Annotated in this window: 10 protein-coding genes; all 10 read left to right on the top strand. The window is 49.5% G+C overall.

Annotated elements, in window-relative coordinates; genetic code table 11:
- The first annotated feature begins 26 nt into the window (after positions 1 to 26).
- The 10 genes from QD47_RS01825 to QD47_RS01780 all read left to right on the top strand — a co-directional run bounded on the left by QD47_RS01825 (position 27) and on the right by QD47_RS01780 (position 14555).
- Positions 27 to 1433: a cytochrome ubiquinol oxidase subunit I gene (locus tag QD47_RS01825; protein WP_044644518.1), complete on the top strand. Its 1407-nt coding sequence runs from the start codon at positions 27 to 29 to the stop codon at positions 1431 to 1433.
- Entirely contained in the window at positions 1420 to 2433 is a 1014-nt protein-coding gene (cydB, locus tag QD47_RS01820; RefSeq protein ID WP_044644517.1) for a cytochrome d ubiquinol oxidase subunit II, read from the top strand. Before QD47_RS01825 ends, cydB begins: the two co-directional genes overlap by 14 nt.
- Positions 2433 to 4232: a thiol reductant ABC exporter subunit CydD gene (gene cydD, locus QD47_RS01815; protein WP_044644516.1), complete on the top strand. Its 1800-nt coding sequence runs from the start codon at positions 2433 to 2435 to the stop codon at positions 4230 to 4232. The genes cydB and cydD overlap by 1 nt, the downstream gene beginning before the upstream one ends.
- Entirely contained in the window at positions 4213 to 6033 is a 1821-nt protein-coding gene (cydC, locus tag QD47_RS01810) for a thiol reductant ABC exporter subunit CydC (RefSeq protein ID WP_044644515.1), read from the top strand. Before cydD ends, cydC begins: the two co-directional genes overlap by 20 nt.
- Positions 6034 to 6163: 130 nt before the next feature.
- Positions 6164 to 6580, top strand: coding sequence for a cupredoxin domain-containing protein (locus QD47_RS01805; RefSeq protein WP_044644514.1), 417 nt, complete (start codon positions 6164 to 6166; stop codon positions 6578 to 6580).
- 312 nt (positions 6581 to 6892) lie between these two features.
- On the top strand, positions 6893 to 7906 hold the full coding sequence (locus QD47_RS01800) for an ABC transporter permease (protein ID WP_044644513.1): 1014 nt from the start codon (positions 6893 to 6895) through the stop codon (positions 7904 to 7906).
- 15 nt (positions 7907 to 7921) lie between these two features.
- Positions 7922 to 8824 (top strand): carbohydrate ABC transporter permease, encoded by a 903-nt coding sequence (locus QD47_RS01795; RefSeq protein WP_044644512.1) that lies wholly within the window; start codon positions 7922 to 7924, stop codon positions 8822 to 8824.
- Between the two features lie 88 nt (positions 8825 to 8912).
- Positions 8913 to 10607 carry an ABC transporter substrate-binding protein gene (locus QD47_RS01790; protein ID WP_044644511.1) on the top strand — a complete coding sequence of 565 codons (1695 nt, stop codon included), beginning with the start codon at positions 8913 to 8915 and terminating at the stop codon, positions 10605 to 10607.
- A gap of 115 nt (positions 10608 to 10722) precedes the next feature.
- Positions 10723 to 13212, top strand: coding sequence for a glycoside hydrolase family 95 protein (locus tag QD47_RS01785; RefSeq protein WP_044644510.1), 2490 nt, complete (start codon positions 10723 to 10725; stop codon positions 13210 to 13212).
- Entirely contained in the window at positions 13209 to 14555 is a 1347-nt protein-coding gene (locus QD47_RS01780) for a GH1 family beta-glucosidase (protein WP_044644509.1), read from the top strand. Before QD47_RS01785 ends, QD47_RS01780 begins: the two co-directional genes overlap by 4 nt.
- The last annotated feature ends 169 nt before the right edge of the window (positions 14556 to 14724 follow it).

The following is a 14724-nucleotide window of genomic DNA, read 5'->3' as shown; positions in this document are numbered from 1 at the left end:
AGAAGCGCAGGGGGAGGAATAACATCATGGACGTATTAGAATTGGCACGGTTGCAGTTTGCAACCACAACAATTCTTCACTTTGTTTATGTGCCGATCTCCATTGGATTGTCGTTGCTGGTGGCAATTATGGAGACCATGTATGTAATCAAAAAAAATGATTTGTACAAAAAAATGGCTCAATTCTGGGGAACTTTTTTGCTGATTAACTTTGCAGTAGGCGTGGTCACCGGGATTTTGCAGGAGTTCCAGTTCGGGATGAACTGGTCTGACTTCTCCCGTTTTGTCGGTGATGTGTTCGGTACGCCGCTGGCGATTGAGGCACTGCTTGCCTTTTTCCTGGAATCAACCTTTATCGGATTGTGGGTGTTCGGCTGGGAACGGCTGTCCAAAGCAGTCCATTTAACCTGTATGTGGCTGGTATCCATCGGTACGATGCTGTCCGCCCTGTGGATTTTGGCAGCCAACTCATTCATGCAGCGTCCAGTAGGATACGAGATTCAAAATGGTCGCGCAGAAATGAAAGATTTTTTCGCTCTGTTGACGAACGAACAGCTGTTGTGGGAGTTTCCTCACACATTGTTTGCAGCTATTGCGACAGGCGCTTTTCTCGTGGCAGGTATTAGCGCATGGAAGCTGATGCACAAGAAGAATCTGGACTTTTTCAAGCCTTCTTTCAAAGTAAGTATTATTGTTGCATTGATTAGTTCGATGTTAATCCCGATGTTTGGTCACGGACAGGCTCAATATTTGGTGGAAACACAGCCAATGAAAATGGCTGCCAGTGAAGGGTTATGGGAAAACAGTAGTGACCCGGCCCCTTGGACGGTAATTGCAGGCATTGACCCTGACAAGAAGGAAAACAGCTTTGAATTTAAGCTTCCTTATCTTCTGAGTTTGTTGTCGTATAACAAGCTGTCCGGCGCGGTATTGGGGATGAATGAGCTTCAGGCACAATATGAACAAGCTTACGGACCGGGCAACTATATCCCGCCAGTACGTACTACATTTTGGAGCTTCCGCATTATGATTGCGGCCGGATGTGCGATGATTGCACTTGCTTTGTACGGAGCTTATCTGACATTCCGTAAAAAATTGGAGGGTTCGCACCGCTGGTTCTTCCGCTTGATGATGCTCGGTATATCACTTCCATTCATTGGAAATACTGCGGGTTGGATCATGACGGAAGTGGGGCGTCAGCCTTGGACGGTCTTTGGTTTACTTCAAACCAAAGATTCGGTTTCGCCTACCGTTGGGGCAGGGGAAGTGCTGTTCTCACTGATCTCGTTTACCGCATTGTATTTAATTTTAACGGGTGTGCTGGCATTCCTGTTTGTCCGTACGGCTCGCAAAGGTCCGGATATCGAACCACATCAGGAAACGGTAATCCATGATCCATTTGCTCAAGGGGGTGACACCAATGTCGTTAAATGATTTGTGGTTCTTATTAATTGCTGTGCTGTTTACCGGCTTCTTCTTCCTGGAGGGCTTTGATTTTGGGGTGGGGATGGCTACAGGTCTGGTGCCGCGTAACGATCAGCAAAAACGCTTGATGATCAATACGATTGGTCCATTCTGGGATGCAAACGAAGTATGGCTGATCACAGCAGCAGGTGCGATGTTCGCGGCTTTCCCGCACTGGTATGCGACCATGTTCAGCGGATATTATCTGATATTTGTACTTATTCTGCTTGGTTTGATTTTACGCGGAGTTTCCTTTGAATTCCGGGGCAAGGCAGAAGGAAAATGGTGGACAGGGACGTGGGATGCCTGCATTCTGATTGGTAGCTTTCTGCCGCCGATGCTGTTCGGTATGGCTTTTGCGGCTTTGGTAAAGGGTGTACCTATTCAGCAAAACATGGACTTGAAAGCCGGATTCTCCGATGTGTTTAACGGATATACGGTATGGATTGGACTGACCGTGGTTGGGATGTGTTTGATGCATGGGCTGACGTTTATTTCTCTGCGGACGATTGGAGAAGTACGGGATCGTGCTCGTGTGATTGCGTCAAAATTTCTTCCGATATTAGGTGTTTTGCTCGCGGGTATGGTGGTATGGACTTATTTTGCAACAGACTTATTCGCACGTCGTGGCCCTTATATGTACGCCGCAGTTGCAGTGGGGATCGTCGCCTATGTGCTGGCGTGGTATTTCCTGAAGCAGCGCCGCGAAGGTTGGGCCTTCGGGATGACAGGAGCTATCATTTTGCTGACATTCGTTTCGTTGTTCGTCGGCTTGTTCCCGAGATTTATGGTGAGCTCGATCAACAGTGCATTTGATTTGACGATTTATAATGCAAGCTCCAGTCATTACACCCTGAAAGCCATGACGATTGTTGCAGCAACGCTTTTACCCTTTGTGCTGGCTTATCAGGCGTGGAGCTACTTTGTTTTCCATAAGCGTCTCAGTGAAAAGGATCATTTGGAATACTAATGGATAAAGCATGGTTTGGATTAAAGGGCATTCGGCCGGTAATGCTGCTGCTGGCCGCCCTTTCCCTGGCCCAGGGGGCCGCTGTGATTGCGCAAGCGATCTTTTTGGCAAAGGCTGTTACGATTTTATTTGATAAACATCCGCTGGTGATGGCTTGGCCGCCACTGGCGTTGTTTTTCGCGGCTTTTGCGGCGAGGCATACGATGATCTGGCTGCAACGCCGGACAGCAGGCCGTTTTGCCGAAGCATCAGGCGCTTCCTTGCGGGAGCGTCTGCTTGCTCGTTTGTTCGAGCGAGGGCCTGTTTTTGCTGCAAAGGAAGGTAGCGGGAAGCTGGTGACGTTGGCGCTGGATGGAGTGGATCGTTTTCGCACGTATTTGGAGTTGTCCATTCCGCGTATGATTGACATGATGTGTGTGACGATACTTGTGCTTGTGTCTGTTTTCACATTGGATGTAATTTCAGGTGTGATTTTGACGGCTACGATGCCCATCCTGGTTGGCTTCTTTATCCTGCTGGGCTTGGCGGCGCGGAAGCAGGCAGATAAACAGTGGCGCTCCTATCGCCTATTGTCGCATCATTTCACGGATTCGTTGCGCGGCCTACAGACGCTGCGTTTTTTGGGCCGTAGCCGGGAGCATGGAGAAACGGTCGGGAAGGTCAGCGACCAGTACCGTACGGCTACGATGCATACACTGCGGGTCGCGTTCCTGTCCTCTTTTGCTCTCGATTTTTTTAGTATGTTATCGGTCGCTTTTGTGGCGGTAGGCTTGGGCTTGCGACTGATTAGCGGATCGGTGGGACTGGAAGCGGCACTTGCGGTACTGATTTTGGCCCCGGAATATTTTATGCCTGTACGCCAGTTGGGATCGGACTATCATGCCTCGCTGGATGGCAAGGAGGCTTGGGGTGCAATGCGCTCCATTCTCGGTACAGAGGATGAAGCGGCTCAGCAAACAGATTCCGTGGATATCCTTACGGGGAGTGGCAGCACAGACAATGCAAAGGGTGACGGCAATGCCCTAAATATCACGGGACAGGATATGATCAGGTTGTCGGATATATGCCTTCTCAACGAGGACGGTTCCGCACGGCTTGACCACATATCCGCGAGTGTTGAGCCGCATATGAATATGATCGGCATCGTCGGAGCCAGCGGTGCAGGTAAAACAACGCTGCTCAGTTTGCTTGGCGGCTTCGCTGAACCGACCTCGGGCGAGCTGAACGTGAATGGATGGGCATTGGCTGGTGATGCCAAAGCCGAATGGCAGCGTCATATTGCCTATATTCCGCAGCATCCGTACCTGTTCAGCGCTTCCTTGGCGGATAATATCCGGTTTTATGAACCGGAGGCATCCAACGAGCAAGTGGAATGGGCGATTGACGCGGTTGGACTGCGTGAGCTGGTGGATGGTCTTCCGAATGGATTGGATGAGCCGATTGGTGAAGCGGGCCGGACGCTGAGTGGAGGACAGGCGCAACGGATAGCGTTGGCGCGTGCTTTACTGAGTAATCGTCCAGTGATTTTGCTGGATGAGCCGACTGCACATTTGGATATTGAGACGGAATGGGAGCTAAAACAGACGATTTTATCTGTTTTGCAACATAAAAGAGTGTTTCTCGCGACCCATCGACTCCATTGGATGCCGGATATGGACTGTGTCTGGATGATGAATCAAGGCCGTCTGGAAGAAGCAGGATCACATAAGCAATTGGTTGCCCGCAAGGGAGGATATTACCGTTTGCTGACGGGAATGACGGAAGGAGGGGACGGACGATATGCGAGCCACGGACAATAGCGGCCAAGGCTGGTTTATATTTTATCTGAGACAATATTTCTGGGCCTTTCTGGCTGCGGCCCTTTTGGGCGCTCTGGCGATTGGATGTGCAGGCGCATTGCTCTTTACGTCCGGTCATCTGATTACCCGTTCGGCTTTAAAACCCGAAAATATATTGATGGTGTACGTTCCGATTGTGCTTGTACGGACGTTCGGTTTTAGTAAAGCAGTCATTCAGTATCTGGAACGGTTGGTGGGGCATGATGCCGCTCTGCGTCTCGTGTCCCGTATGCGGGTGCGGCTGTATCGGGCGGTAGAACCGCAAGCACTTATGATTCGCAGTAAGTTTCGCACAGGGGATCTGTTGGGTTTGCTGGCGGAGGATATTGAGCAGCTTCAAAACATATATTTGAAGCTGGTTCTGCCTGCGATATCGGCGTTGCTCATCTATGCGCTGGGGATTTCAGCACTCGGATGGATGGACGGAACCTTTGCCCTGATGATGGCGCTGTATTGCGGATTTTTACTTTTTATCGCCCCGGCCATCTCGCTGTGGACCTCGCTCGCTAAACGACGAACGTTCAAGCAGGAACGGAGTACAGCCTATCAGGAGCTGACTGATGCATTGTTCGGCATGAGTGATCTGATGCTGAGTGGGCGGACTGGACATTTTCTGGCTTCCTTCACCCAACGGCAAAACAAGGCTGCTGTAGTGGAAAATTCACTTCGGCGTGGTGAATGGCGCTCTCATTGGATCGCACAGTGCGTCGTAGGTGGAGGAATTGTGATGATGACCGTATGGGCTGGAGGGCTGGTAGCAGAGAACCGCATAGAGGCAACATGGTTGGCATCCTTTGCGCTTGTTGCTTTTCCATTGCTGGATGCTTTTGTCCGCGCTGGAGAAGCGGTGGTCCATGCGCCGGAATATCAGGATTCGCTACGACGGTTGAAAGATTCGGAAAAACATACACCTACAACTGCCGCATCTACACCGTTTTCAACCTCGGCTTCTGTGCATACAGGGCGGCAAGCAGCAGGAGGCATAGTAGACAAAATAGAGGCGGAACATGTTACCGCCCAGCGATCGGGCAACGCAGGTGAACTGCTGCTGAACAACGTGAGCTACCGCTATGCAGCAACGCAAGAATGGAGCGTGCGCGACATTTCCCTGCGTGTGCCGCAAGGGGGTAAGGTTGCGCTGCTTGGTCGTAGCGGTGCGGGCAAGTCTACGTTGCTGAATCTGATTCAGGGTGCATTGCAGCCGGATGAAGGGAGCGTCACTGTCGCAGGTGCGCCCGTGTATACAGGCGGGGCGTATTCCAGCCTGTTTGCAGTGTTAAACCAGCAACCGTATTTGTTCGATACAACGGTAGCGAACAATATTCGCTTGGCGCGGCCCGATGCTACGCTGGAAGAGGTTCGGGCAGTAACGGAGCAGGTGGGACTGGGAACGCTGATTGATTCCTTGCCGGATGGCTACGACACCCGGATGCAGGAAACGGGCCTGCGCTTTTCCGGTGGAGAAAGGCAACGAATTGCACTGGCGCGGATTTTGCTTCAAAATCACCCCATTGTTCTACTGGATGAGCCAACGGTGGGACTCGATCCGCTGACAGAGCATGAACTAATGCAGACGATGTTTCGTGTGCTGGAGGGCAAAACGCTTATCTGGATTACACATCATCTGACCGGAATGGAGCATATGGACGAGGTGATCTTTATGGAGCAAGGCGGCATTTCGATGCGAGGCAGTCATGAGCAGCTTTGGCAGGAGCAGCCCCGATACCGCAACCTGTATGAACTGGATCATCCCGGTCTGTAAAGAAATAGAGAAGATCAAGCATCGGTGCAACATAGCTCGAATAAAGTATTTTAAATTTTGATTAACTTTTATATACTGGCTAGAGTTGAAGTGTTACACGTGAACGATCAACTGGAGGGGACTGATCTGCATGAAAACATTCATCTCTAAAAATTGGCACTTGATGCTCATTGGAGTTGTAGCCCTGATCGTGGGCGGTTTTGTCTTATTTTATTTTCAGGGGAGCGTGTCGTCGTTTCCGGCTAGCCAACCTAAAACTGTTCAAGAAGAGCCGGACAGAGCCAAGTATGAAATTGCTACGGTAAATGTAGAGGGAGATGGTTTTTATCCTAAAAATATTGAAATAAAAGCTGGTGTCCCGACTAAAATTAATTTTAAGAGGTCGACATCCTTTACTTGCATAGATGAAGTACAATCGTTGAAGCTTGGAATGGACGTCTTTATGGACCACGAAAATAATTATTTTACTGTCAAAGACCTGAAACCGGGTGTCTATGAGTATAACTGCGGTATGTACATGTTCTATGGGACGATCACGGTAAAATAAATCAATACCAGCTTTCCAGCACATTTTGTGCGGGGAGGCTATTTTTTTATCACATTGTGTTCATTTTTTATACCCCGATTAGCTCTGTTGGGTCTGTTGAGAAGTTTTTCTGGTTTTTGAGAATTAGACGGCACAAAGGTAACATTGCCTGATAAATATGGACATATTTGTAATTTTAAAGAGTGGATGGAGCTTTTTTAATTCGGTAGAGGATATCTAATTTTGAACTGATTTTTCTCCTAATTCGTTGGGTATCCGCTTTCAAGCCAGCAAAGTATGATAATAGTAACTATATACAAGGAGGAGCTTGTTATGGAATCATCAACTGAAACCGCTTCCAATGCTGGTGCTACGATTCCTGAGTCTAACCTGGGCAGACCGCGCAAGGTACGCGGGCCGAAGCGCGGGCGTGGAGAAAAAGGCTTGTGGGACAGTGTAAAGCAACAAAAGTACCTTTATTTTATGTCCATTCCTTTCGTCATATGGGTGTTTGTTTTCAGTTATCTTCCGCTGTGGGGCTGGACGATGGCGTTTCAAAATTATAAGCCGGCCAAATCTTTTTCGGACCAGAAATGGGTAGGGCTGAATAACTTTATTGAGCTATTTCAGGATGAACGATTTTATCTGGTATTACGCAATACGCTGGCGATGAGCCTGATGGGCATTGTGTTTGGTTTTGTTGTACCGATCTTTTTTGCCATTCTGCTAAATGAGCTACGGGGGATGTTGTTCAAGCGCTTCGTGCAGACGGTATCTTACCTTCCGCATTTTGTATCCTGGGTAGTTGTTGCCGGATTGGTCACAAAGATGCTGTCCATCGACGGAGGTATCGTCAACGATATATTGATAGCGCTTCATATTGTGGATGAGCCGATTCAGTTTATGGCAAAGGGAAGTTGGTTCTGGTATATTGTAACCGCTTCCGATATATGGAAAGAGACGGGCTGGAATACGATTATTTATTTAGCCGCCATTACCGGAATTGATCAGGAGCAGTATGAAGCCTCGCGTGTGGACGGGGCAAGTCGCTGGAGACAGATGTGGCATATTACGCTACCGGGTATCCGTTCGACCATTGCCGTTCTGTTCATTATGGCGATTGGGCATCTGGTGAGCAACGGTTTTGAAAAGCAGTTCTTGCTCGGCAACAGTCTGGTGACGGATTATTCCGAGGTGCTGGATTTGTATGCGCTGAATTACGGGATTAATTTGGGTCGGTTCTCTTACGGGACGGCGATTGGTATTTTCAACTCACTGGTCAGCATCCTATTGTTGTTTACGGCAAATGGCATATTCAAAAAACTGACCAAAGAAAGCATCATGTAGGGAGGGAGCTGCGAAATGACGACAAAGGCTTTTAACGCGACCAGGTCTGAAAAGGTGTTCGATCTGTTCAACTATATCCTCATGGCTCTAATCGTGGTCGTGACGCTGTATCCGTTTCTGAACGTACTTGCGATTTCCTTGAACAATTCGACGGACACTGTTCGTGGGGGCATTTATATATGGCCCCGCCAATTTACACTCGAAAATTACAAAACGATTTTCCAATATGACGGTCTTCTTCAGGGACTGCAGGTATCGATTTTACGTACAGTGGTGGGGACGGTGCTGGGACTCATCTGTGCATCCATGCTTGCATTTACGCTGAGTCGGGTCGATTTTCGCGCCCGCAAATTCATTTCCACGTTTTTGGCGTTGACGATGTATTTTTCTGGCGGGATGGTGCCCGTATTTATTTTGATGCGTGATTTGCATTTGCTGGGTACGTTCTGGGTATATATTTTTCCGACGTTGATTAGTGCGTTTAACGTATTTGTCATTCGTTCCTTTATGGATGGTTTGCCGTATGCGCTTCAGGAATCCGCCAAGCTGGATGGTGCGAATGATTTTACAATTTATTGGAAAATTATTTTACCGTTGTGTAAGCCTGTATTGGCGACCATTGCTCTCTTTTTGGCGGTAAATCAGTGGAACTCGTGGTTTGATACGTATTTGTATAACGGAGGAGCTGCGCAATGGACGACGCTGCAATTTGAGCTGATGAAGGTACTGCAAAGTACGCAGCAAGGCGGCTCCAGTATGACGAACAGCAATGATATGGCAAAGCAAATGGCACAAATCTCGCCAGAGTCGATCAAAATGGCGATTACGATTACGGTCACGCTCCCCATCCTGCTGGTGTATCCGTTCCTGCAAAAGTATTTTGTAGGCGGCATGACGCTGGGTGCGGTGAAATCATAACGTGAAATCATAAAAGCCGGATTCCCAGCGGTAAAGTAACAGCTATTTTGCAGGCTAAGTCATCATATGAATACAGGAGGTTTTGTTCATGAAAAAGGTTTGGTCCAGATTTGCACTTATTCCCCTGCTTGCGGTATCACTTACTGCACTGGCAGGCTGTAGCGGGAGCCAAAATGCAGCGAAGGAAGGCTCATCCAGCGGAACGGACCCGATTACGTTTAGCTTCTTCGGAGCAGATACAAGCCCGAAATGGAATGGAATGAAGGATGAAATAGGCAAGGAAATCACCAAGAAAACAGGTGTAACCTTGAATGCGGAATTTGATGTCAGTGGCGGAGGTGGAGATGACCGAATTGCTTTGATGGCAGCAAGTGGAGAATACCCGGACTTGGTTTCTCCTAAAGCGAATATTAGCAAGCTCGTGGATGCGGGGGCCATGATTGATCTGACAGATCTGATCAATGATCACGCGCCGAATCTCAAAAAGCTGTACGGCCCCTACATGAATCGACTGAAATACAGCAACAAGGATCAGGCCATCTATGTCATCCCAACGTATGCAGGTGTGGGTCAGAAGAACTTTGATGCGACGGGTGGATTTGAAATCCAGCACAGGGTACTTAAGGAGCTGGGATATCCGAAGGTAAAAACGCTACAGGATTATGAAAACGTACTCAAAACCTATGTAGCCAAACATCCGACCATTGACGGTAAAAAGACAATTCCCCTCACGCTGGATGCGGATGACTGGAGAATCATGATTACCGTAACCAACCCTGCCTACCAGACGACCGGAGCGTCAGACGATGGAGAATATAATATTGATCCCAAGACATTTGAAGCCAAGCTCCATTACAAGCGCCCGGTGGAAAAAGAATATTTTCGCTGGTTAAACCACATGTACAATGAGGGGCTGCTGGATAAGGAATCCTTTGTACAAAAAAGTGACCAATACAAATCCAAAATCGCCAGCGGGCGTGTTCTTGGTCTAATTGACCAGGAGTGGGGCTACCTGGAAGCTGAAAATGCGTTAAAAACGTCAGGCAAGGCGGATGCCAGCTATGCACATTTTCCAGTTACACTTTCGGAGGAATATAAGGATCATTCCTTTCAGGATACAGGCTTTATGTCCGGTTACGGTGTAGGCATTACCGAGAGCTGCAAGGACCCGGTGCGGGCTATTAAGTTCCTTGATTTTCTAGCCTCCGATGAAGGACAGGTGCTGGTGAACTGGGGAATCGAAGGAAAGCATTATGAAATTAAAGATGGCAAACGCGTCATTCCGGCTGATGTGCTGGAGCAAAAAACGAACAACGCCACCAATTTCAACAAAACAACCGGGCTGGAGCTGTACACGTTGATCAGTGGACACTACGGCGATGGTGTGAAGGACCCTGCGGGTAACTATTACACCACCAAATTTCCGGAACAAATTATCGCAAGCTATTCGGAGCCGGAAAAGGAGTCGCTCAAGGCGTATGGCGTAAAAACGTGGAAGGAACTGTTCCCGAGCGAGAAGGAATTTGATGTGAAGCCATGGGGCGCAGCTTATAACCTGACGACAGACAATGAATCCAGCTATAACGTTACGTTCAAAAAAACGACGGATATTATCCGTAAGCGTATACCGGAGGCTATCTTGGCCCCAACATCCAATTTTGACACTGTCTACGACAACATGCTTAAAGAGCTGGATGCTGCCGGAGCGGTACAAATGGAGCAACAATATACTCAATTGGTGAAGGACAGAGTGGAATTGTGGAGCGGCAAGGCTTCTAAATAGCGAGCTGACTTAACGAGGCGCAACAAAATGATGGATGTCGGAATGACGGAGCGCTTGTCCTTGTGGTTCATACGGGATCGGCGCTCTGTTTAGTCTCAATGGGGGAGGGTTTGATGTGAGACAACGCGAAAAGCAAAAATCCCTGCGTTTATGGTATCGCCAGCCTGCCGAGGTGTGGGAGGAAGCATTGCCTGTCGGCAATGGGAGGCTGGGCGCGATGGTATTTGGCGGGATCGGGGAGGAGCGTTTGCAATTAAACGAGGATACGCTCTGGTCCGGATTTCCCAGGGATGGCGTTCAGTATGATGCATTGCGATATTTGAAGCCCGTCAGGGAACTGATTGCGGACGGAAAATACAAGGACGCGGAACATCTGATTAATACGAACATGCTGGGTCGAGATACGGAGGCTTATCAGCCTCTGGGCGATTTATGGATTACACAGGAGGGACTTGGGGCAATCGTGGAGTATGAACGCGAACTGGATTTGGCCACCGGAACGGCGGCGGTCACTTTTCATAGTGGCGGTATTCGTTATACCCGTGAAGTCATTGCCAGTGTGCCGGATGGAATTATTATGGTATCGCTGACTGCGGATAGGCTTGGCAAGATCAATGCAATCGTGCGTATCACTACACCGCATCCTTGTGAAGCCGAGGCTGGCGAGGATGCACATTTTGGTGATTCATCCCAATGGGATAGCGATAAGGAAGATGACTCTTCAGGTGAACCAACGAGGGACTTAATTACGTTGACCGGGCGAGCGCCCAGTCATGTGGAATCCAATTATCACGGTGATCATCCGCAGTCGGTTGTTTATGAGGATGAATTGGGGATGGCTTTTGCGATTCAGGCACGGATTATCGCCGAGGGGGGGACGCTGACAGAGGATGATGATGGAGTGCTGAGCGTATCGGGTGCAGATAAACTCACGATATATTTGGCCGCAGCTACCGGATTCCGGGGATTCGATACTCGACCGGACAGTGATGCAACGGAACCGACAGCCGTATGCCAAGCTACGCTGGCTAGAGCGGTCTCGCTTGGATACGAGCAGGTGAAGCATCGGCATGAGCAAGATCATCGGGAACTGTTTGGCCGTGTTGAGTTAGAGCTTGGGGATGATGCCGGGACGGATCAAATTACAAAAAGACAAATTCCGACTGATTTGCGATTGGAGCAGTACCGTGAAGGTCAGGCGGACCCGGATTTGGAGGTGCTGTTGTTTCAGTATGGACGCTACTTGCTGATAGCCAGTTCGCGTCCAGGCAGTCAGCCCGCCAATCTTCAAGGTATCTGGAATGACCGGGTGCAGCCGCCGTGGAACAGCAATTATACAACCAACATTAATACCCAGATGAACTATTGGCCGGTGGAGATATGCAATCTTGCCGAGTGCCATGAACCACTGCTGCACATGATTGGTGAAGTTAGCCGTACGGGACGCAGAGTTGCTTCGATCCATTATGGCGCTCAAGGCTGGACGGCCCACCATAATGTAGACGTCTGGAGGTATGCCGGACCGTCAGGAGGCCATGCCAGTTGGGCCTTTTGGCCGCTCGGGGGTGTCTGGCTAACCGCCCATTTATGGGAACGGTATCTGTTTACTCAGGATACGGCTTATTTGGCGGAACAAGCTTATCCGCTGATGAAGGGAGCGGCCGCCTTTTGTATGGATTGGCTCGTGGAAGGCCCGGCTGGCTGGCTAGTGACCTCTCCGTCTACATCACCTGAAAACAAATTTATAACCCCGGATGGAGAGGATTGCAGTATATCCATGGGCTCCACGATGGATATGACGTTAATTCGGGAGTTGCTGAGCAACTGCATTCAGGCTGCGGAGCTGCTGGAATTAGACGATGAGTTCCGCAACCGCTGTGAAGAGACGCTGCAACGCCTGCTGCCTTATCAGATCGGTCGTCACGGACAGCTACAGGAATGGTTTACCGATTTTGAGGAAGCGGAGCCGGGACATCGACATGTTTCGCATCTGTATGGATTGTACCCTGGCCGACAAATTCATGTTCGCGATACCCCGGAGCTGGCGGAGGCGGCCCGCATATCGCTGCGCCGACGGCTCGATCATGGCGGAGGTCATACCGGCTGGAGCTGCGCCTGGTTGATTAACCTGTACGCGCGGTTGGAGGATGGCGAAGCAGCGCATCGGTATGTTCGCACGTTGCTGTCGCGCTCGACCTACCCCAATTTATTCGACGCTCATCCGCCTTTTCAGATCGACGGTAATTTCGGAGCGACGGCGGGTATCGCGGAAATGCTGCTACAAAGCCGTCCGGGTGAGCTGACCTTGCTGCCTGCCCTGCCTTCTGCATGGCCTGAGGGGCGGGTCAGCGGATTGCGGGGGCATGGCGGGATGACGGTTGGCATGGAATGGTCCGGTTCCCGGCTCGTCCGCGCGGAACTTAACGCATCCGCCCCGACGGGACGCTGCACGATTCGCAGTGCTCATCCGTTTAGCGCAGATGCTCGGCAGGCTCAGCCTGATCCGAAGCATGGAGGATTCATTTTGTCATGGAATTTTACCAAAGAGCAGGAAATAACGGACAGACATTCGATTATTATTGATGGAGAGGAAGAGCAAATATGACCATTTTTCAATTTCCGCAGGACTTTATGTGGGGGACGGCAACAGCAGCCTATCAAATCGAGGGGGCCTATGAGGAGGAGGGAAGAGGTTTGTCCATCTGGGATACCTTTGCCCATACGCCTGGCAAGGTGTTCAACGGAGATAACGGGAATGTAGCCTGTGACAGCTATCATCGCTATGAAGAAGATATCCGGCTGATGAAGGAGCTGGGCATTCGTACATATCGTTTTTCGGTATCTTGGCCGCGTATATTCCCCAATGGTGACGGTGAAGTTAATCAAGAAGGATTGGACTATTATCATCGCGTAGTAGATATGCTGAACGAAAATGGAATTGAGCCGTTTTGTACGCTGTATCACTGGGATCTGCCGCAGGTACTTCAAGATGCCGGAGGATGGGAAAACCGTCGCACGATTCAGGCATTCGTCCAGTATGCAGAGACGATGTTCCGTGAGTTCCATGGGAAAATACACCATTGGCTGACGTTTAATGAGCCGTGGTGCATCGCTTTTTTATCCAATATGCTGGGAGTTCATGCTCCTGGTCTGACCAATCTCCAGACAGCCATCAACGTTGGGCATCATCTGCTGGTTGCGCATGGTCTATCTGTACGTCGTTTCCGCGAGTTGGGCACCAGCGGTCAGATCGGCATAGCGCCGAATGTCTCATGGGCTGTGCCCTATAGCACTTCCGAGGAAGACAAAGCGGCGTGTGCGCGTACGGTTTCCCTGCATAGTGACTGGTTTCTCCAGCCCATCTATCAGGGTTCGTATCCTCAATTTCTGGTAGACTGGTTCGCCGAGCAAGGAGCTACCGTACCGATTCAAGAAGGAGATATGGGCATTATTAGCGAACCTATTGATCTGATCGGTATAAACTACTACGCTATGTCCGTCAATCGTTTTAATCCCGAAGCCGGGTTCCTTCAATCCGAAGAGATTAATATGGGATTCCCCGTCACGGATATCGGCTGGCCGGTGGAATCGCGCGGGTTGTATGAGATCCTGCATTATTTGCAAAAGTACGGCAATATCGATATTTACATTACAGAGAACGGGGCTTGTATCAACGATGAGGTCGTAAATGGCAAGGTTCAGGATGACCGCCGTATCTCCTATATACAGCAGCATTTGGTGCAGGTACATCGGGCGATTCATGACGGCCTTCATGTGAAAGGCTATATGGCATGGTCGCTTATGGACAATTTTGAATGGGCGGAAGGGTACAATATGAGATTCGGCATGATTCATGTCGATTTCCGCACTCTGGCCCGCACCCCCAAGGAAAGCTACTATTGGTATCGAAATGTGGTAAGTAACAACTGGCTGGAGACCAGACGTTAAAAGAAATGTACTTTGATACTAAAGCGGACATTGGCCTGTCTTCGCTCCCTTTTGTTTGAACAACAAGCCCTCCGGGGTAATAATACCCAGGATGAAATTGCAGGTTGCTAAAAGTATGGTGAGGCTATCAAGAATAAATTCACAGTGATTGTGCATACTGACAAAAATA

It is taken from the genome of Paenibacillus terrae, from assembly GCF_000943545.1.
Taxonomy (GTDB): domain Bacteria; phylum Bacillota; class Bacilli; order Paenibacillales; family Paenibacillaceae; genus Paenibacillus; species Paenibacillus terrae_A.
This window is presented reverse-complemented; position numbering and strand designations above follow the sequence as displayed.